Raw genomic sequence first — 18,115 nt, 5'->3', positions numbered from 1 at the left:
GACGAGCGCGGTTGAACCTTCAGCCCACGCGGAGTGCACGCACCCATCCTCATCAGCCGTCAGCGTGATTCTCATCGCAGCGTCCATCCCACTCAGATTGGGGTCCTGGGACGTGATGAGCTTGAGGGATAAAGGCGCCGCAGGCGAGGGTGACGCCGGCGGGAAGGGTGAGGGTGGAGGAGAAGAGGAAGTGCAGCCGGTCGCCGCGAACAGCACCACCGAGCAAAAGGTGAGGACGGAGACGAGTCGGGTCTGCATAGGGCGAACTTTACCCCTCGGCCGGCGGGCGGCCTAGTGCCCTTATGGGCTCGCTGCTGCTCCGGTGACGGCCCGCGAACTCGGCCAACACGTCAATGGAAGTCGGCTGGTCGCGGCCTGCCCCCGAAGACTGAGTGATTTACAACCTTGTCCTGATGCGCGAGAACTTGGACGGCGGACTGACGTCCGATGAAGGTCCGGCTAGCAGACCGGCGCGAGACGCTCGAGAACCCCGCCCCAGCATCCGGACGTAACCGTCGTCCAACAAAAATGCACGCGCACGCCATCTCAAGGCAAAAGCCGCATCCTCAACCACACTGACCCGCGATTTTGTCGAACGTCAGACGCGACTCTCCTTAGCTTTGGTGGATTGAGTCGACGACGTCCTCTGCGCTCTCGTCTGGCGAGAGAATGATCTGAACATAATCGCCCTCCAACGCTTCCATCACCCTGACGGCAGCTAGTACCTCGTCGCCGACTTTCATGACGAGGAGCGTCTTGTCTCCGGCCTGGGCGGCCTTCTTCGTTAGCTTGTGGAGAATCTCCGCGCCGTCCTCGTTGAACGTCACGTCGACCGCAGTCTGCCCCTGACCTTTGGCGACAGCGGCGTCCTTAACGCCCGCTCCTTCAAACTCAGGTGGAAGAACAACATTCTCACCATTGACCGAAATGCACTCTGGGTCAGACCCTTCAACGCATGTTTCTGATACCGCCAACTCGATCATGCCCCCGGAACCAGATGATGTTTCGCCGGTGTTATCGGGAGCGGAACACGCGCTGAGCGTTAACGCCACTAATAGGACCAGAGACCACCTAGTCGTTCGAGAAGTCATGAAGATCCTTTCTCAGGCGCGGAGTCGATTGCATAGCTCTCCGCGCCACTCTATTGGAGAAGACAGTCACGATTGGAGAAGACAGTCACGGTCCGATGTTGAGAAATCAGACAAGCTCCAGCTATCCAGCCAGAATTTCGTTTGCTCGCCGGCGCACTCGCGTCCATGCCTCGAAGACTACGAGACCTGGGACTCGCGCCTAGAAACCACACCTTCAACTAGGAGTAATACAAGCGACGGCCTGTTCCGCAGAGAGGGTTCCTTCACCGAATCACTCGCGGCGGGACGACAATGTCGCGTCATGGCCGCAGCAATCGAGCGACGATTTGGTGGAGTTCCGCTTCAACGTCTGACCTCGGACGCGGTATCTGGGCCTTCAATGAGACTCGGCAGTAGCGAGCACTTGGCTGGGAGCGCCTGTTGTATCAGTGGAGGAAACCACTCGCCGTGGGCGTCCGAAGCTCGTCATTACCGACCATCGTCCTGCGGAATAGATTTGCCGCATGGAGCAACGACAAGCGCGTGCGTCGGTAGCGATTCCAATAGCTGCCCTTGCTCTGTCGGTGGGGGCAGCGATTTCGCTGTCGATCGGTGATGTCGTCGGGTTCCTCAGCGCCGCCGCCGAGGAGCTGTTTGTTCTTACGTGGCTGCTGGGTTGGGTGCTTCTGGCGTGGGCCGTAATCATCGGGGGAGGATATGCGGTTCCCCTCGGCATCCGTTGGTATTCGCGACAGCAGGTATCCGGTGTTGAGGCTGCGCTTATCGCCGCATCCCTCGTTCTCGTGGTGGGCGTGATCGCGACTCACCCCCTGTGGGGAAGTGGCTCTGGCGCAGGTAGCTCGCCGCCGGAGAGCGCCAGGGTGAATAGTTCGTCGACGTCTCAGGCAGTTGGGGGATTCACGTCAGCACCAGCCGGTTCCCACAGTTGGACGGGGTTCCCTTCCGGGTCGTGAAGGTCGGCGAACCGACCGTTCGGGTAGCTTGCTGAATCGACCTCGACGTCGATGCCCGCGTCCTCGAGTTGACGCACCATGGCATCCAGATCGAGGACCCGGAAATTGACGGCCCACGAGTGTTCGGCGCTGCCGAAGTGGGAAGAATCGGCTTCCATGGCTGTGAACACGGTCGGTCCCGCCTCCTGCCGCCACGATGACACGTCGTAGGACTCGGGTGCCGGGTCAACGCCCAGATGCGCCGCGTACCAGCGGCTCAGACTTTCGGGGTTTCGGGCACGGAAGAAAAGCCCACCAATGCCGGTCACGCGCTCCATTTCGCCTCCTGCGTCGAAGGTTGATTTCTCGATTATGCACGCCCGGCATCGTACCCGCGCCCCTCTTCACAGGAGAGTGTTGCCTTGCGAGGAGTTCACCGCCATGGGCCGCTCATCGAGGACAGCTGCCGCATCAAGCTGAGTCAGTCTCGCGGCGTCCGCGAGGACGTCGAGGCGGACGATTTTTCCCTCCGCGATCGTGAACGCCATGATCGAAATGACCCGACCGTTGAGAACCGCTGCAACGCCCGGATGTCCGTCGATCAGCACAGGCACCGCGTGCGCAGCGAGACGCGCGGTAAGGACCGCCTGCTCCGCGATGGCCCTCGCGCCTTCGACGATCTGGTTGCTGGCACCGTAGTCGGCCCGCAAGACGGCACCGTCATCGAGCAGCCCGAGCAGCGCCGGGAAATCTCCGTGCTGCGCTGCGCGCAGCCAGGCGTCGACAAGTGCGCGGGCATGACGCGGCCGCGTTGGGGGATCACCGGGTGCATTTCGAAGGCGCCGCCGGGCACGCGAGGCAAGCTGGCGGGCCGCTTCCGGCGATCGGTCGAGCGCCTCAGCGACCTCCTCGAAGGGAATACCGAAGACATCATGCAAGACGAAGGCCACGCGTTCGGCCGGGCTGAGTGTCTCGAGCACGACGAGAAGAGCAACACTTACCTGGTCGCTGCGCTCGAGGTCGACCGCGGGGTCGGCCGTTTGTGCGATGGGTTCATCTCGCCACGGCTCGACCTGCCATGAGCGCTCGCGGGTGCGGCGCGGCGCGCGCAACAAGTCAAGGCTGACCCGGGAAACCACGGTGGTCAGCCAGGCATCGACGTTGTCGATGTCGTCGGCATTGGCGCGCGACAGGCGCAGCCAGGTCTCCTGAACCATATCCTCGGCATCTGCATGCGAGGAGAGCAGTCTTCGGGCGATCGCGACCAGCCGCGGTCGCGCGTTCTCGAAGTGCTGAGCCAGGATGTGTTGATCTGCCATGTCACATTCTCCCCGTTTTGATCGTCTCCATACCGACGAGGCAGCCAGCCTCGATGTGACGTCGAACAAGGAGACGAACTATGAATACACCCATTCTCGTTACCGGAGGCACGGGCACGATAGGAAGTCGAGTCGTCCCCCTCCTTCGGGAGGCGGGCAGAAACATCCGCATCCTGAGCCGAAACCCGCGCCAAAACGAGCCAGGCATCGAATACGTGACGGGCGACACCGTCACGGGCGCGGGCGTACCGGACGCGCTCAGAGGAGTGGACACGGTGGTACACCTCGCCGGTGGCGCGAAGGGCGACGGCATTGCGGCCCGCCGTCTGGCAGGCGCAGCACGCGCTGCACGGATCGGGCACCTTCTTCTCATCTCGGTGGTCGGCGCCGACAGGATGCCGATCGGATACTTTCGCGCAAAACACGATGCGGAACGAGCCATCGCGGAATCCGGAGTTCCTTACACCGTGGTTCGTGCGGCTCAATTGCATGACTTCGTTCTCCCCGTGGTCAGGACTCTCGCCCGGATGCCGGTCAGCCCGGTACCGCGCGGCTCCGCTTCGAGCCGGTACACGTTGACGAGGTAGCTTTCCGCCTGACCGAACTTGCCCTCGCGGCACCGGCCGGTCGCGTGACAGATTTTGTCGGACCGGAGGTGCTCGACGTCCCGCAACTACTCGCCACCTACTGGGACTTCTACGGCCACCGCCGCCGGAAGCTGCCAATCCATGTGCCGGGCACGATCGGGCGCGCCTACCGGGAAGGCGACAACCTCGCCGGTTCCACGGCGACGCGTGCGACGATCAGCTGGGCGAAATTCATCGCCGAGCGATGTGCCGCAGCGACTCCGGCCGTCTCCGTGGGTAATGACGGTGCAGCAAGCTGAAAGGTGCGCGACTGGGCCCGAGGAACAACATCAGGCTGAGCCTTCCGGGAGTCTTCGTTGCCTGGGGTCGCTTCGAGCCGCTCCCCGTGGGATGAGGTCAGGCTGCGGGCGGTGTTTTGCCCGCCCACGGGTCATAGTCGACCTCGAGTTCTGCCTGCTCCGGCCGCTTCTTTTCCGGCACATGCTGCAGGTTGACCCGGATCCGATACCAGAGCGAACTCGAGCCTCGCATCCCGTCGACGAGAATATCGGCGGGTTCGAGCAGGCTCACCACATCAGAGTGCCGCGACTTCCACCGCTCGAGCGCCTCCAGCGCTTCAGGCTTCGTCTTCGCCCGGGCGATCTCGATGAGGGGCATCGTCGATGCTCGCCGGCCAGACCCGTCCGACGACTTCGGTGGTTTCTCTGCCGGGCCCATCTCCTCGGCGAGGGCCAGCAGAGAATCGAGACTGCCGACTGCGTCATCGATTCCGGATGCCGCGTCGCCCCTCTCCGCGTACCGCCCGGTCACGGTGCGCACCGTGAACTGCTCGGGACGGCAGCCCGGCACCTCATCCCAGTCGAGCGGTGTCGACACTCGTGCGTCGGGCAGGGGTCGCACCGAGTACGCGGATGCCACGGTGCGGTCCTTCGCGTTCTGGTTGAAATCGACGAAGACGCTTTCGCCGCGCTCCTCTTTCCACCAGCGCGCGGTCGCGAGCCCCGGCGCCCGCCGTTCGACCTCGCGGGCCAGCGTCTCTGCAGCCAGTCGCACCTGACGGAAGTCCCAGCGAGGCTCGATCCGCGCGTAGATGTGGATGCCACGAGAGCCGGACGTTTTCGGCCATCCGACGAGGCCGTGATCGGTGAGAACCTCTCGGGCGATCATGGCGACGTCGACGATCTGGCGCCAGTCGACTCCGGGCATCGGATCGAGGTCCACCCGAAGTTCGTCGGGGTGCTCGAGGTCCTCTGCCCGCACCGGATGCGGATTGAGGTCGACACAACCGAGGTTCACGACCCACGCGAGGGCCGCGGCATCCCGGACCACCACCTCCTCGGCGGAATTTCCCGACGCGTAGTGCAGAGTGGCGGTGTCGATCCACTCGGGGCGTTTCTCCGGCGCGCGCTTCTGGAAGAAAGCTTCCTGGTCGATGCCCTTGACGAAGCGTTTGAGGACCATGGGCCTTCCCGCAGCGCCCCGAAGCGCGCCGTCCGACACCGCGAGGTAGTACCGAACCAGATCGAGCTTGGTGATCCCGGGCGCGGGGAAGACGACTTTGCCGGGGTTGGAGATGGGCACCTCGTGACCGGCTACCTCCAGCGTCGTCGTCGGACTTTTCGGACTCATGATGACCCATTCCGTCGGGATGCGAGGAGGCGAGGGCTGCCGCACCGGCAGAGACCGGTCCGACAGCCCTCGGCCCGGTCTTACGTGAGTGCGTCCTTCACAGCAGCGGCGGCCTTGCCGACCGGCCCGGGAACGGGCATCGTGCCGTAGAGGTCGACATCCGGCTGCGTCGGTGGCGGCATCGGCACGCTCGACCCGGGCCCTTCGGCATAACTGAACTCGCCAAGACCATCGGGAGTCGGCCCGGACGCCCACGATCCGTTCGCCGCCTCCTTGCCGTCGGAGAAGTTGAGATAGGTGTACGCCACGTCCCTCTCCTCGTTCTTGAGTGGGAACTTGTTCGGCACCGGCAGGCCCTCCAACCCTTCCTCCTGCAGCTCGCGAGCTGCTGCGATCCACTGGTTCTGATGCATCGTGTCCCGGGCGAGCAGGAACGACAGCAGGTCGCGCACGCCATGGTCATCGGTCATGTGCCACAACCGGGCTACCTGAACGCGGCCCTGCATCTCGGCGTTGGCGTTGGCGGTGAAATCTGCCAGGAGGTTACCGCTCGCGGTGATGAACGAGCCCTGCCAGGGGTTTCCGTTGCTGTCGACCGGTCGCGCACCGGCACCGGCGACGATCGCGTGCTGCACGTCCATGCCACCGATCACTGCGGCGAGCGTGGGGTCCGAGTTCACCGCGGACTCCATGTCTTCGGCAGGTGCCTTTTCGAGAAGCTGGGCGATCATGATCGCGAGCATCTCGACGTGGCCGAATTCCTCGGCGCCGATCCCATAGAGGAGATCGCGATACTTGCCGGGCAGATGTGAGTTCCACGCCTGGAAGCCATATTGCATGGCCACCGTGATCTCGCCGTACTGGCCGCCGAGTACTTCCTGGAGCCTTCGCGCGAATTGTGGATCTGCCTTGTCTGGTGATGCTTTGTGCTGGAGTTCCTGCCTGTGAAAGAACATTGACCTGCCCCACTTGTCGAACTCGTCCTCGGGAGTGGCCGGTCCGGATGACCCGCCGGGCGAGTGAGTTGATCCACACGCTATTCGGGAGAAAAAAGACCGTCTAGGGGGAAGTAATCACGCGACCGGGCCTATAACATCCGCCTCATCACGATACGTGGGAACCCGCCGGAGACGGACGTCGTGTCGGCCGCCTTGGTGAAGCCCGCCTTCTCGAACATGCTCCGCGTGCCGACGAATGCCATGGTCTGATCGACCTTCTCGCCCCTGTTGTCGACCGGATAGCTTTCGACGATGGGGGCGCCCCTTGCCTTCGCGTACTCGACGGCACCGGCGATGAGAGCCCCCGTGACACCGTGCTTGCGGAACCCCGGCCGCACCCGAATGCACCACAGGGACCACACCGGAGAATCGTCGAGGTGCGGAATCCTGCGGGAATTCTGGATGGGGTGCAACTCGGAGCGCGGAGCAATTCCGGCCCAGCCAACGACTTCGCCGTCGAGATATGCGAGAACTCCCGGCGCGAGATCGCGCGCGCACAGTTCCCGCACCTTGTCTCGGCGAGCCGGTCCCGTCAGCGCACGGTTCTCCTTCGAGCTGAGCCGCCAGGAGAGGCACCAACACACAGACGACTCTGGATTCTTCGGCCCCAGCATGGTGGCCAGGTCGTCGAAATCGTGGGCCGGCCTCACCTCGAGAGTCATGACATCCGCCTTCGCATCCCGTTAGTGCGTCCATCGTGCCATTCGGACGCGCGAGCCGGAAGCGGTCGTGCTCTACGCGGAGGCCGGCGGGGCCGAGCTTTCCCGTACGACAAGCCTGGTCGCAAGGTCCATGCGCGGGATCGACTCAAGCGGGCTGTCGCTCATGCGGATGACGAGCCTCGCCGCCTCCTCGGCCATCGCCGTCAGCGGCTGGTGCACCGTCGTAAGGGCAGGGCTGGACCACTTCGCCAGCTGAAGGTCGTCGTAACCGACGATGGACAGGTCATCCGGCACGCGAAGCCCGAGCGTGCGTGCCGCCTCAATCACGCCTAGTGCCTGGAGGTCACTTCCGGCGAAAATCGCCGTCGGCCGGTCCGGAGCATCGAGTAGCTCGAGGGCAATAGTTCTGCCTCCGTCCACCTGGAAGTTACCGAACCGGACGAATCGTTCGTCGATTTCGATGCCGGCCGAGTTCATCGCTGAGCGATAACCGTCGACCCGGGCGAACGAACACATCATGTCATCGCGCCCGGTGATCGCTGCGATCCGGGTGTGGCCCAGTTCGATGAGGTGGCGCGTTGCGGCGAGCCCACCGGCCCAGTTCGCGGATCCCACGGAGGGGACGTCGGATGCCGGGTCCCCCGCAGGGTCGATGATGACGAACGGGATCGCTCGCGAGCGCAGCTTTGCTTTCGCTTCTTCGGCGAGATCCGAGAAGACGAGCACGACGCCGACGGGGCGGCGGCGAAGAACTCCGTCGATCCAGCTTGCTGAGGGGGAGTGGCGGTCGCCTGACTCGGTGAGGACGATGCTGAGGCCGTGAGCGCGTGCGACGTTCTCGACACCGCGAATGATCTCCATCGCCCACGCCGTTTCGAGTTCGGGAAAGACGAGTTCGATGAGGGTGCCGCGGCCGGGGAGACCGGCGCGACGCTGATAACCCTGCGCGTCGAGAATTGCTTCGACCTTGGCCCGCGTGGAGGCGGAAACGTCCGGCCTGCCGTTGAGAACTTTGGAGACCGTGGAGAGCGAGACGCCCGCATCCTCGGCGAGTTGGGCCAGTTTGACCTTGGAGTCGACGTCGACCATGGGAACCGTTTCCTATTTGTTGTAAGGGACAACTTGCGCCAAGCCCCGCTGATGCATAGGCTCACATCATCCTAATCATTTTCGACGTGGATGTCGAAACTTTCGAGAGGCGTTCAAGGATGAACAATCGCACCATGAGGAAGCTGCTCGCGGTAGGAGCTGTCACGGCAGTCTCCCTCGCCGGCCTTGCAGCCTGCAGCCCGAGCGAAGCCGGAAGTGAGGGTGGCGATGTCACCATGACTTTCTGGCACAACTCAACAACCGGCGCCGGTAAGGAATTCTGGGACTCAACAGTCGCCGATTTCGAAGAGGCAAACCCCGGTGTCACCATCAAGACGCAGTCCATCCAGAACGAAGAAATGGATGGAAAGCTTCAGACGGCGCTGAACTCCGGCGACGCTCCTGACATCTTCATGGCACGCGGCGGCGGCAAGCTCGCCGACGTTGTTGCAGCGGGTCAGGCAATGGACATCACTGATCTCATTGATGACGAAACCAAAGCCGCTGTGCCCGAGGGTGTGCTGAGTGCCTTCGCAATCGACGGCAAGATTTACGGAATGCCGACCGCTGTGCTTCCTGGCGGTATCTACTACAGCGGAGATCTCTTCACTGAAGCAGGCATCGAAGAGACGCCGGAAACCCTGGACGAGCTCGGCGAGGCCGTTGACAAGCTCAAGGGTGCCGGAGTCGACCCGATCGCCGTCGGCGCGAAGGACGCATGGCCCGCAGCACACTGGTACTACTTCTTCGCGGTCCGCGCCTGCTCGCAGGACACGCTCAACACGGCAGCCGAGACCATGAAGTTCGACGACCCGTGCTGGCTTGAGGCCGGCCAGAACCTGTCGGACTTCGTCGACACGGAGCCGTTCAACAACGGATTCCTCACCACGTCGGCACAGCAGGGCGCAGGTAGCTCGGCTGGACTCCTTGCAAACAAGCAGGCAGCCATGGAGCTCATGGGCGCCTGGAACCCGGGCGTCATCGCTTCGCTGACTCCGGACGAGAAGCCGCTGCCCGACCTGGGCTGGTTCCCGTTCCCTGAGGTTGAGGGTGGCGAGGGCGAGCCTGGCGCAATGATGGGCGGCGTCGACGGATTCACCTGCTCCGCGGAAGCCCCGCAGGAGGAGTGCTCCGCGTTCCTGAACTTCTTCATGCAGAAGGAATACCAGGAAGGCTACGCACAGGCGTTCCAGACGATCCCCGCAAACCAGGATGCCCAGGAAGTTGTTGAAGACGAGGCGCTTCTCGCCATCATCGAGTCCTACAACGAGGCACCGTACGTCACGGTCTGGCTCGACACGCTGTTCGGACAGAACGTCGGAAACGCCCTCAACACGGGCGTCGTCGACCTGTTCGCCGGTCAGGGCTCAGCAGAAGACATCGTCTCTGCGGTCAACGACGCAGCAGCAAAGGGATAGCACCACATAATGACTAATCCTGCAGGGGGTGCTACGTCGATGTCTGACCAGCAACCGCCGCAGGGCACGGTAACGGCAGGGGATGGCGCTCGCGCGGCATCCCCTGCCGCACCGCGGCCCCGACGGCGCAAAACGGACTGGCGCAAGCGCCTCGAAATCACGCTTCTGGCCGGGCCCGCGATTGTCGTCTTCGTCGGCTTCGTTATCTACCCGGTCTTCCTCGCCGGCTACTACGGCTTCTTCCGCTGGAAGGGCTACGGGCCGGCCACCGACTTCGTCGGTTTGGACAACTACCTGATCATCCTCCAGGACAGTGCGTTCCATGACGTGCTGCGCCACAACGGATTCATCCTGGTGATGTCACTCGTCATCCAGGGCCCGATCGCCATCGTTCTCGCCCTTCTTCTGAACCAGAAGATCCGCGGCCGGTCGCTGATCCGCGTGCTCATCTTCGTGCCGTACATCATCTCCGAGGTCATCGTCGGCATCGGCTGGGGCCTTATGCTTCAGACCTCCGGCTCGGTCAACGGACTGCTTGAGAACATCGGGCTGGGGCAATTCCAAGCCGACTGGCTCTCGGATCCGAGGATCGCCATTTGGTCGCTCATGGTGATCATCTCGTGGAAGTACATCGGCTTCGCCGTGATCCTCTTCCTTGCCGGTCTTCAGAGCATCCCCGAAGAACTCTTCGAGGCCGCCGCAATCGACGGAGCGAGCTACTGGCAGATCCAGCGCAACATCACGCTGCCGTTGCTTGGACCGACCGTGCGAATCTGGGCGTTCCTCTCCATCATCGGCTCGCTGCAACTGTTCGACCTGGTGTTCATCATCTGGGGCCAATACGTCGCGTCGACCGCCGGAACCTCAACGATGGCGACCTACATGGTCGCCAATGGCCGCACATCGGGCAACTTCGGCTACGGCAGCGCTGTCGCCGTCGTCATGTTCCTGATCTCGCTGACGATTGCGCTGATTTACCAGCGCTTCATTCTTCGACGTGACACCGAGGGCGCTCTCACAGAAGGAAAGAAGTGATGACTGCAACTATCACGAAAGCGCCGCTGAAGCGGGGCAACCGATCCGCGACGGATCGGCAGCAGTGGGGCAGCCCGGCCACCTATTTCATCGCGTTCGTCTTCATCGCGCTGTGCCTCGGACCCGTCATTTACATCATCCTCGGCGGCTTCCGCGACAACTCGCAGATCACCGCGGATCCTGCTGGCCTCCCGGGCCCGTGGCGACTCGATAACTACCAGGAGGTCCTCGCCAGTTCGACCTTCTGGCGGCAAGTCGGGAACTCCGCCATCGCCGGTATCGCAACGACACTCGGCGTGGTCATCCTCGGTCTGATGGCGAGCTACATCCTTGCCCGCTACAAGTTCGCGGGCCGAGGCGCCATGTACTCGCTGTTCGCAGCGGGTCTCATGTTCCCCATGACCGTCGCGATCACGCCCCTCTACATCGTGATCAAGGACCTGGGGCTCATGAACAGCCTCACCGGGGTGATTCTTCCGCAGATCGCCTTCGGCCTGCCGGTGACGGTCATCATTCTGGTGCCGTTCCTCAAGGCGATTCCTGATGAGATCGAAGAGGCCGCGGCGATCGACGGCACCAGCCGGCTCGGATTCTTCTTCCGGATGGTCGTGCCGCTGTCTCTTCCCGGCGTCGTGACAACCGGCATCCTCGCGTTCGTCGCGAGCTGGAACAGCTACCTTCTGCCGTTGTTCATCCTGGGAGACCAGGACATGTACACCCTTCCGCTCGGTGTGCAGGCGTTCGCGTCACAATACTCGGTCGATACGGCGAAGGTTCTCGCGTTCACATCGCTCTCGATGATTCCGGCTCTCATATTCTTCACGCTGTTCGAGCGCCGCATCGTCGGTGGTCTGACCGGCGCCGTCAAAGGTTAGGTACACCCCGTGAGCACCACCACAACTACAGCCCTGCCCGTGTGGCGGGACACCACCGTTCCGCTTCATGATCGTGTCGATGCGCTCGTGGCAGAGCTGACACTCGAAGAGAAGATCGCTCAGCTCTTCGGAGTCTGGGTCGGAGCATCGAGCGAGGGCGGAGACGTCGCGCCACACCAGCACGACATGGACGACCTCATCGACCTCGATGCACTCCTCCCGAACGGCCTGGGTCAACTGACCCGGCCGTTCGGGTCGGCACCCGTCGATCCGGCGCTGGGGGCGTTGTCGCTGCTTCGCAGCCAGCGCCGGATCGTCGCGGCCAGTCGCCTCGGCATCCCTGCGGTCGCTCACGAAGAATGCCTTGCCGGTTTCGCCACCTGGGGCGCCACCGCCTACCCGGTTCCCCTGGCCTGGGGAGCCTCGTTCAACCCCGCTCTCGTCGAACGGATGTCCTACCGCATCGGAACCGACATGCGTTCCGTCGGGATCCACCAGGGACTCGCTCCCGTCCTCGATGTTGTGCGTGACGCACGGTGGGGCCGCGTCGAAGAAACCATCGGTGAAGACCCGTACCTCGTTGGAACCGTCGGCGCTGCGTACGTGCGAGGGCTCGAAGCTTCGGGAATCGTCTCGACGCTCAAGCATTTCGTCGGCTACTCGGCATCGAAGGCGGGGCGGAACCTCGCCCCGGTGTCGATCGGACGACGGGAACTCGCCGACGTTCTCCTCACCCCGTTCGAGATGGTGATGCGCGATGGCAAGCCACGTTCGGTGATGCACGCGTACACCGATATTGACGGCATCCCATCCGTCGCAGACGAAGAGTTGCTCACGGGTCTGCTGCGCGACACCTGGGGCTTCGACGGCACCGTCGTCGCCGACTATTTCGGAATCGCGTTCCTCAAAATGTTGCACGGTCTCGCCGGCTCCTGGGGGGAAGCCGCTGCGCTCGCGCTCACCGCCGGCGTCGACGTCGAGCTCCCGACGGTGAAGACCTTCGGTGCGCCGCTCGTCGACGCGGTGCGCTCGGGCGACCTCGATGAGGCCATCATCGATCGGGCTCTCCGCCGGGTGCTCGCCCAGAAAATCGAACTCGGCCTGCTCGATCCTGAATGGGATGCCGTCCCCGAGGCCCTCCGCGGAGCGAACCTCGACGACGCCGAAAGCCTGCGCGGGTCAGTCAACCTCGACGGGGCCGGCAACCGCTCCCTCGCACGGGAGATCGCGGAACAGTCGATCGTGCTGCTCACCAACGATGGCGTACTTCCCCTCGCTGCGCCCCGCCGCATCGCCGTGGTCGGCCCGACCGCTGGAGACCCGTTCGCTGTGCTCGGGTGCTATTCCTTCCCGGCCCACGTGGGCGTGCGGCATCCTGAAATCCCTCTGGGGATCGAATTGCCAACGCTTCTCGAGAGCCTGCGAGCCGAGTTCCCGGATGCGGAGATCGAGTACGCCGCCGGGACAACGATCGACGGTGGAGAGACCGACGGATTCGATGCCGCCGTCTCCGTAGCCCAGGCAGCGGATGTCGTCATCGTCGCCCTTGGCGATCGGGCCGGACTGTTCGGCCGGGGCACGAGTGGCGAAGGCTGTGATGCTGAATCCCTGCGCCTCCCCGGCGCACAGCAGGACCTGCTCGAAGCGGTCCTCGCCTCGGGAACGCCTGCCGTCGTCACGCTTCTCGCTGGACGGCCCTACGCGCTCGGTTCGGCAACAACCGCGGCAGGAGCGATCGTGCAGACGTTCTTCGCCGGTGAAGAGGGCACCACGGCGCTCGCCGGAGTACTCGCGGGCAAGATCAACCCGAGCGGGCGTCTGCCAGTCAGCATCCCGGCCACGGAAGGCACGCAGCCGTCGACGTACCTCGCGGCACCCCTCGCGCGCTCGAGCGGCGTGTCGAACATCGACCCGACCGCCGCATTCGCGTTCGGGCACGGCATCGGCTACTCGACGTTCGAGTGGACTGCCCTCGAGCACGGACCGGCGTCGATTCCCAGCGACGGAACGGCTACTCTCAGCGTGCGCGTCCGCAACACGGGAACCCGCGCAGGAACCGACGTCGTGCAGGTCTACCTGGCCGACCCGGTGGCATCCGTCGTCCGTCCGGTGCAGAGACTTCTGGGCTACGCACGCGTCGACCTGGAGCCGGGGGAAAGCGTCGACCTGTCGATCGCCGTACCCGCTGATCTCACCAGCTTCACCGGGCGCGCCGGCGAAAGAATCGTGGAGACGGGCGACATCGTTCTCGGACTCGGTGCCTCAAGCTCCGACATCCGGTCGACCCACACCGTTCGACTCACCGGCACGACACGGACGGTGGGTTTCGATCGTGAGCTCCACCCGCGGATCGAACAAACCGGTAGGGGAGTCGCGTGAGCGTCGACCACCGAAAGGTATCAGCGCAGGTCACGGTTCTCGACGCTCGCGGCGAACCGCTCCGCGATGCCGACGTAACCGTTGAACAGCGTCGGCATGCATTCGCCTTCGGCAACATCGGTTTCGACCTCATCCCGCTCGCAAACGCCGAGACGACAGAGGATGCCGCGTCTCGGGCTGCATTCGGCGGCGCGTCGCTCGAGGGACTGACCTCGCTTTCCGAACACTGGCTGGAGCTGTTCAACACCGCGACGCTTCCGTTTTACTGGCGAGGTTTCGAACCAGCCGAAGGGGCGCCGGATACCGAGCGACTTCTCACCACGGCGCACTGGTTTGCCGATCGCGGCGTGACGGTGAAGGGGCATCCGCTCACCTGGCACACGCTGGCTCCCGAGTGGCTGCTCAATCGACCCGACGCTGAGGTCGAAAAGCTCCAGCGCCAGCGGATCCGCAGGGAGGTGTCGAACTTCGCCGGCGTCATCGACACGTGGGACGCCATCAACGAGGTCGTCATCATGCCGGTGTTCGCCGCAGAGGAGAACGCGATCACCCGGCTCGCCCGTCGGATCGGCCGAATCCCGATGATTCGCCTCGCCTTCACCGAGGCACGGCAAGCGAACCCCTCAGCCACGCTCATCCTCAACGATTTCGACCTCTCGAGTGCATACGAGTGTCTCATCGAAGGAGTCCTCGAAGCGGGGATCCAGGTGGATGCCATCGGACTGCAGACACACATGCACCAGGGCTACTGGGGCGAGGAGAAGATGCTCGCGATGGTGGACCGGTTCGCCCGCTACGGCCTTCCGCTTCACCTCACCGAGACGACCCTGCTGTCCGGTGATCTGATGCCACCGGAGATCGTCGACCTCAACGACTACCAGATCCCTTCGTGGCCATCGACGCCAGAGGGCGAAGCACGGCAGGCAGACGAGATCGAGCGGCACTACCGCTCCCTCGTTGGCCACCCGGCGGTTCAGGCCATCAACTACTGGGGAATCACCGACGACGGCGCCTGGCTCGGTGCCCCAGGTGGGCTAATTCGCTCCGATGGGACACCGAAGCCGTCGTTCGACGCCCTCAAGTCCCTGATCAAGGGCGAGTGGTGGCTGCCGCTCACCCAGGCGCGGACGGACTCCGAGGGTCGGGTAGCGGTGAGCGGTTTCTTCGGCGACTATGCGATCGACACGCACGGATCGACGGCATCCGTCACTTTGGCTGCCGGGACAACAGACCTCGAGGCTCGTCTCAGCTGATTCGGGCTGACCGGATCAGCGGACTCCTTAGGCGGCGGCCGTCGAGCCGCCGTCTGTCTTGTCGGTCGTGCCCTCAGCGAGAGCGGCGTTGAGGGCGGCTTCTGCAGCGTCGAAGGCGATGTCGAGAGACAGGGCGATCTCGGTGACGAGCGGCCCCTGGGCGTGACGCAGCAGGTCGCGCTCGGCGAGCGAGAGCCCCTTGTCGTCGTTGCGGCGGCTGAGGTCACGGACAACACCGGCGATGGTGAAGATGTCGCCAACCTTGATCTTCTCCTGGTTGTCCTTCATCCGTCGCGACCACTTCTCTTCTTCGTCGACGGTGGGTGCACGAAGAACGTCGAAGAGAGCGTCCATCTTGGCTGAGTCGAGAACAGCGCGGATCCCGACCTGATCCGCCTTCGAAACGGGGACGCTGACGGAAAGCTTCGATTCGTGAACCTCGAGCTTCAGATACTCGATGACGTTGCCCTTCACCGTACGGCTGAAGATCTCGGTGACGGTGGCGGGGCCGTGGTGGGGGTAAACGACGGTCTGGCCTTGTGTGAACTGCATGGAATGTTCCTCCGGGTGCGCGGGAAGCGCACGCGGACGGAGCGTTTCAGAGAGGTGAGTGCGCCCCGGAGCCGCGAGCTTGGCTTCACTCCATTGTCTCACAGGGGCCTGACACGTTGCCTGAACCGGCGACAGGGGGAGGGCACGGCCTGTCGGAACCGGCATCCGTGCACAGGGGAGTGGCAGCTGGTTTTGCTATTCTGTTCGCAGGTTGTGCAGAGCAGCCCCGGACGACGGATCAGTACCCGGAACGCGACAAGACTGGCCAGAAAGTTCACTCATGTCCTGGGTCATCCTCATCGTGTCCGGTGTTCTCGAAGCGGTCTGGGCCACAGCGCTCGGCAAGTCTGAAGGGTTCACGAAACTCTGGCCGAGCATACTCTTCCTCGTCGCCCTCGCCTTCAGCATGGGAGGTCTCGCCTGGGCGATGCGTGACATCCCCATCGGAACCGCGTATGCGGTCTGGGTAGGCATCGGAGCGTCGCTCACCGTTGTGTGGTCGATGATCACCGGGGACACGGATGTCTCGTGGGTCAAGATTGCGCTCCTGCTGGGTCTCATCGGCTGCATCGTCGGTCTCAAGCTCGTCGACGACGTCCACTAGGGTCGCGTCGGTTAAAGTGGACTCGCTCCACCGTTCAGGTTCCGCCGGCCCTCGACGACATCTTTCCCAGAGGAGGCACCGGGCATGAGCCTGATCCGACTGAACGACGTACACATTCGCTTCGAAAACACACCCGTTCTGCGGGAGGCGTTCTTCCGCCTCGAGACCGGTGATCGCGTGGGCCTCATCGGTCGTAACGGATCCGGCAAGACAACGCTCATCAAGCTCATCCTGGGACAGATCGAAGCGGATGCCGGAACGCTCACGCTCGACGACGGCATCCGGATCGGGTACTTCTCGCAGTTCTCCGAACTCGACGGAACCGCCTCGATCACCGAGGTCCTCGACGACGTCTTCGGTGAGATCAAGGCGGTTGAGGCGGAACTGGCGTCGATCGACGCATCCATCGCCGCCGACCCGACCGCGAATCTCGACGCTCTCATCGGGCGGCAGGCTAAGTTGTTCGAGGAGATGGACCGGCTGGATGGGTGGGACTACCCGCGCAGGATCGATGAGGCGCTCACCCGGCTCGGGTTCGAAGAGGCCCATCGCGTGTGCCCGATTGACGACCTTTCCGGGGGTTGGAGGAACCGCGCGGCGCTCGCGAAGATTGTTCTCGAACGCCCCGACGTGCTGCTGCTCGATGAGCCGACGAACTTCCTCGACGTCGCCGGCGTCGAATGGCTCGAATCCTGGTTCCGTGACTTCCGCGGCGCCGCGATCATCGTCTCGCACGACCGGACCTTCCTCGATTCTGTCGTCACCCGGATTGTTGAGCTCGAGAACTTCCATCTGCACGAATACCCGGGCAATTTCGCCGAGTACGTTGTGCAGAAGCAGTTCCGGCTCAAGACGCTCGAGCAGCAGTATGTGCATGAGTCCGAACTGCTGGCGTTCGAGGCCGAGGGCATCGCCGACCGGCGTGCCGCGGCGAAAGCGGCGAGCAGGGGACTCGACAAGAAGCTTTCCGGCATCAAGAAGTCACGAGCGCCTCGCCCGGTGGACCAGATCATCACGGAGATCTACGGCGGACTGCACGTCAAGGATGTGCTCTGCAGGGTGACCGGGTTGTCGAAGTCCTACGGGGAGAAAACCCTGTTCTCGGGTCTGACCTTCGAGATCCGGCGTGGCAATCGCATCGTCGTACTCGGGGCGAACGGAAGCGGAAAGTCCACCCTGCTGCGCGTGCTGACGGGCGAGGAGAAGGCTGACTCCGGTGAAGCGGTCTGGGCAAAGGGTTCGGGTGTCGTCTCCTACAACCAGATGCTCGCTGACCTCGACAACGACGACACGATCACGCACGCGGTGAATGCTGCGCCCGGCAGTCTCGCGTTCTCGGCAACCCGTAAATCGGTCGGACGCTTCCTCGCGATGTTCCAGTTCTCCGAGGCCGAACTGAAGCAGCGGATCGGCACGCTCTCGGGCGGTCAGCGTGCCCGGGTGGCGATGGCGCAGTGTCTGCTCTCGGGAGCATCCGTATTGATTCTCGATGAACCGACGAACCACCTCGACATGCCCAGCACCCAGGTGATGGAACGCGCCCTCGTGCACTTCCCGGGTGCCGTTGTCGTGGTCAGTCACGACCGGTTCTTCAGTGACAAGGTCGCGAACCGCAAGATCATCTTCGGCAGTGACGGTGCTGCGGCGGGCGAGCTCGAGGTTCGCGCGGCCTGAAGCGGGCGCGGGCGCTGT

17 protein-coding genes and 1 riboswitch are annotated in these 18,115 nt (G+C 63.6%); of the genes, 9 read left to right on the top strand and 8 right to left on the bottom strand.

Annotated features, from left to right (window positions below):
• Positions 1 to 614: 614 nt before the first annotated feature.
• The 3 genes from ACWA1Q_RS09940 to ACWA1Q_RS09930 all read right to left on the bottom strand — a co-directional run bounded on the left by ACWA1Q_RS09940 (position 615) and on the right by ACWA1Q_RS09930 (position 3,411).
• Positions 615 to 1,091 carry a SecDF P1 head subdomain-containing protein gene (locus tag ACWA1Q_RS09940; protein ID WP_463757046.1) on the bottom strand — a complete coding sequence of 159 codons (477 nt, stop codon included), beginning with the start codon at positions 1,089 to 1,091 and terminating at the stop codon, positions 615 to 617.
• An 880-nt stretch (positions 1,092 to 1,971) separates the two neighbouring features.
• The gene (locus ACWA1Q_RS09935; protein WP_463757044.1) at positions 1,972 to 2,361 is read right to left on the bottom strand and encodes a VOC family protein; all 390 of its coding nucleotides are present in this window, start codon (positions 2,359 to 2,361) and stop codon (positions 1,972 to 1,974) included.
• A 66-nt stretch (positions 2,362 to 2,427) separates the two neighbouring features.
• The gene (locus ACWA1Q_RS09930) at positions 2,428 to 3,411 is read right to left on the bottom strand and encodes a sigma-70 family RNA polymerase sigma factor (protein ID WP_463757043.1); all 984 of its coding nucleotides are present in this window, start codon (positions 3,409 to 3,411) and stop codon (positions 2,428 to 2,430) included.
• Positions 3,412 to 3,422: 11 nt separating this feature from the next.
• Here ACWA1Q_RS09930 and ACWA1Q_RS09925 point away from each other — a divergent pair, with 11 nt between their 5' ends.
• A complete protein-coding gene (locus tag ACWA1Q_RS09925; RefSeq protein ID WP_463757041.1) occupies positions 3,423 to 3,929 on the top strand; it encodes an SDR family oxidoreductase in 507 nt (168 codons plus the stop codon).
• Positions 3,930 to 3,973: 44 nt separating this feature from the next.
• Positions 3,974 to 4,228: a hypothetical protein gene (locus tag ACWA1Q_RS09920; protein ID WP_463757040.1), complete on the top strand. Its 255-nt coding sequence runs from the start codon at positions 3,974 to 3,976 to the stop codon at positions 4,226 to 4,228.
• Between the two features lie 97 nt (positions 4,229 to 4,325).
• Here the strand turns inward: ACWA1Q_RS09920 and ligD are convergent, their stop codons facing one another.
• From ligD to ACWA1Q_RS09900, 4 genes are all read right to left on the bottom strand, one after another.
• A complete protein-coding gene (gene ligD / locus ACWA1Q_RS09915; protein WP_463757038.1) occupies positions 4,326 to 5,558 on the bottom strand; it encodes a non-homologous end-joining DNA ligase in 1,233 nt (410 codons plus the stop codon).
• A gap of 80 nt (positions 5,559 to 5,638) precedes the next feature.
• The gene (locus ACWA1Q_RS09910; RefSeq protein WP_463757036.1) at positions 5,639 to 6,514 is read right to left on the bottom strand and encodes a manganese catalase; all 876 of its coding nucleotides are present in this window, start codon (positions 6,512 to 6,514) and stop codon (positions 5,639 to 5,641) included.
• A gap of 131 nt (positions 6,515 to 6,645) precedes the next feature.
• Complete coding sequence (locus ACWA1Q_RS09905) at positions 6,646 to 7,218, bottom strand: GNAT family N-acetyltransferase (protein ID WP_463757035.1); 573 nt, start codon at positions 7,216 to 7,218, stop codon at positions 6,646 to 6,648.
• A gap of 72 nt (positions 7,219 to 7,290) precedes the next feature.
• The gene (locus ACWA1Q_RS09900) at positions 7,291 to 8,307 is read right to left on the bottom strand and encodes a LacI family DNA-binding transcriptional regulator (RefSeq protein WP_463757033.1); all 1,017 of its coding nucleotides are present in this window, start codon (positions 8,305 to 8,307) and stop codon (positions 7,291 to 7,293) included.
• Positions 8,308 to 8,441: 134 nt separating this feature from the next.
• Here ACWA1Q_RS09900 and ACWA1Q_RS09895 point away from each other — a divergent pair, with 134 nt between their 5' ends.
• From ACWA1Q_RS09895 to ACWA1Q_RS09875, 5 genes are read left to right on the top strand one after another with little or no spacing between them, the layout of a single operon-like run.
• Complete coding sequence (locus ACWA1Q_RS09895; protein ID WP_463757032.1) at positions 8,442 to 9,725, top strand: ABC transporter substrate-binding protein; 1,284 nt, start codon at positions 8,442 to 8,444, stop codon at positions 9,723 to 9,725.
• Between the two features lie 39 nt (positions 9,726 to 9,764).
• On the top strand, positions 9,765 to 10,760 hold the full coding sequence (locus ACWA1Q_RS09890; RefSeq protein ID WP_463760833.1) for a carbohydrate ABC transporter permease: 996 nt from the start codon (positions 9,765 to 9,767) through the stop codon (positions 10,758 to 10,760).
• Complete coding sequence (locus ACWA1Q_RS09885; RefSeq protein WP_463757030.1) at positions 10,760 to 11,635, top strand: carbohydrate ABC transporter permease; 876 nt, start codon at positions 10,760 to 10,762, stop codon at positions 11,633 to 11,635. Before ACWA1Q_RS09890 ends, ACWA1Q_RS09885 begins: the two co-directional genes overlap by 1 nt.
• 9 nt (positions 11,636 to 11,644) lie before the next feature.
• Positions 11,645 to 14,014 (top strand): beta-xylosidase/alpha-l-arabinosidase, encoded by a 2,370-nt coding sequence (locus ACWA1Q_RS09880; RefSeq protein ID WP_463757029.1) that lies wholly within the window; start codon positions 11,645 to 11,647, stop codon positions 14,012 to 14,014.
• The gene (locus tag ACWA1Q_RS09875) at positions 14,011 to 15,267 is read left to right on the top strand and encodes an endo-1,4-beta-xylanase (protein WP_463757027.1); all 1,257 of its coding nucleotides are present in this window, start codon (positions 14,011 to 14,013) and stop codon (positions 15,265 to 15,267) included. Before ACWA1Q_RS09880 ends, ACWA1Q_RS09875 begins: the two co-directional genes overlap by 4 nt.
• Positions 15,268 to 15,294: 27 nt before the next feature.
• On the opposite strand, the gene ACWA1Q_RS09870 is transcribed toward ACWA1Q_RS09875, so the two are convergent.
• The gene (locus ACWA1Q_RS09870) at positions 15,295 to 15,819 is read right to left on the bottom strand and encodes a CarD family transcriptional regulator (RefSeq protein WP_463757025.1); all 525 of its coding nucleotides are present in this window, start codon (positions 15,817 to 15,819) and stop codon (positions 15,295 to 15,297) included.
• Between the two features lie 205 nt (positions 15,820 to 16,024).
• A riboswitch (guanidine-III (ykkC-III) riboswitch) is annotated at positions 16,025 to 16,089 on the top strand.
• Between the two features lie 10 nt (positions 16,090 to 16,099).
• On the opposite strand from ACWA1Q_RS09870, the gene ACWA1Q_RS09865 reads away from it, so the two are divergent.
• Together ACWA1Q_RS09865 and ACWA1Q_RS09860 are read left to right on the top strand one after the other, a co-directional pair.
• Positions 16,100 to 16,423, top strand: a complete 324-nt coding sequence (locus ACWA1Q_RS09865) for a DMT family transporter (protein ID WP_463757024.1) — start codon at positions 16,100 to 16,102, stop codon at positions 16,421 to 16,423.
• 84 nt (positions 16,424 to 16,507) lie between these two features.
• Positions 16,508 to 18,097, top strand: a complete 1,590-nt coding sequence (locus tag ACWA1Q_RS09860) for an ABC-F family ATP-binding cassette domain-containing protein (protein WP_463757022.1) — start codon at positions 16,508 to 16,510, stop codon at positions 18,095 to 18,097.
• The last annotated feature ends 18 nt before the right edge of the window (positions 18,098 to 18,115 follow it).

This window comes from Mycetocola sp. TRD_SC_2 (assembly GCF_055361225.1).
Note: the sequence above shows the minus strand (reverse complement) of the source record. Positions and strands in the feature narration are given on the sequence as shown.

Bases quoted from the DNA above. Each gene is read 5' to 3' on its own strand.
- ACWA1Q_RS09940 (WP_463757046.1), bottom strand. From the start codon at position 1,091: ATGACTTCTCGAACGACTAGGTGGTCTCTGGTCCTATTAGTGGCGTTA.
- ACWA1Q_RS09935 (WP_463757044.1), bottom strand. From the start codon at position 2,361: ATGGAGCGCGTGACCGGCATTGGTGGGCTTTTCTTCCGTGCCCGAAAC.
- ACWA1Q_RS09925 (WP_463757041.1), top strand. From the start codon at position 3,423: ATGAATACACCCATTCTCGTTACCGGAGGCACGGGCACGATAGGAAGT.
- ligD (WP_463757038.1), bottom strand. From the start codon at position 5,558: ATGAGTCCGAAAAGTCCGACGACGACGCTGGAGGTAGCCGGTCACGAG.
- ACWA1Q_RS09910 (WP_463757036.1), bottom strand. From the start codon at position 6,514: ATGTTCTTTCACAGGCAGGAACTCCAGCACAAAGCATCACCAGACAAG.
- ACWA1Q_RS09905 (WP_463757035.1), bottom strand. From the start codon at position 7,218: ATGACTCTCGAGGTGAGGCCGGCCCACGATTTCGACGACCTGGCCACC.
- ACWA1Q_RS09900 (WP_463757033.1), bottom strand. From the start codon at position 8,307: ATGGTCGACGTCGACTCCAAGGTCAAACTGGCCCAACTCGCCGAGGAT.
- ACWA1Q_RS09895 (WP_463757032.1), top strand. From the start codon at position 8,442: ATGAGGAAGCTGCTCGCGGTAGGAGCTGTCACGGCAGTCTCCCTCGCC.
- ACWA1Q_RS09890 (WP_463760833.1), top strand. From the start codon at position 9,765: ATGTCTGACCAGCAACCGCCGCAGGGCACGGTAACGGCAGGGGATGGC.
- ACWA1Q_RS09885 (WP_463757030.1), top strand. From the start codon at position 10,760: ATGACTGCAACTATCACGAAAGCGCCGCTGAAGCGGGGCAACCGATCC.
- ACWA1Q_RS09870 (WP_463757025.1), bottom strand. From the start codon at position 15,819: ATGCAGTTCACACAAGGCCAGACCGTCGTTTACCCCCACCACGGCCCC.
- ACWA1Q_RS09865 (WP_463757024.1), top strand. From the start codon at position 16,100: ATGTCCTGGGTCATCCTCATCGTGTCCGGTGTTCTCGAAGCGGTCTGG.
- ACWA1Q_RS09860 (WP_463757022.1), top strand. From the start codon at position 16,508: ATGAGCCTGATCCGACTGAACGACGTACACATTCGCTTCGAAAACACA.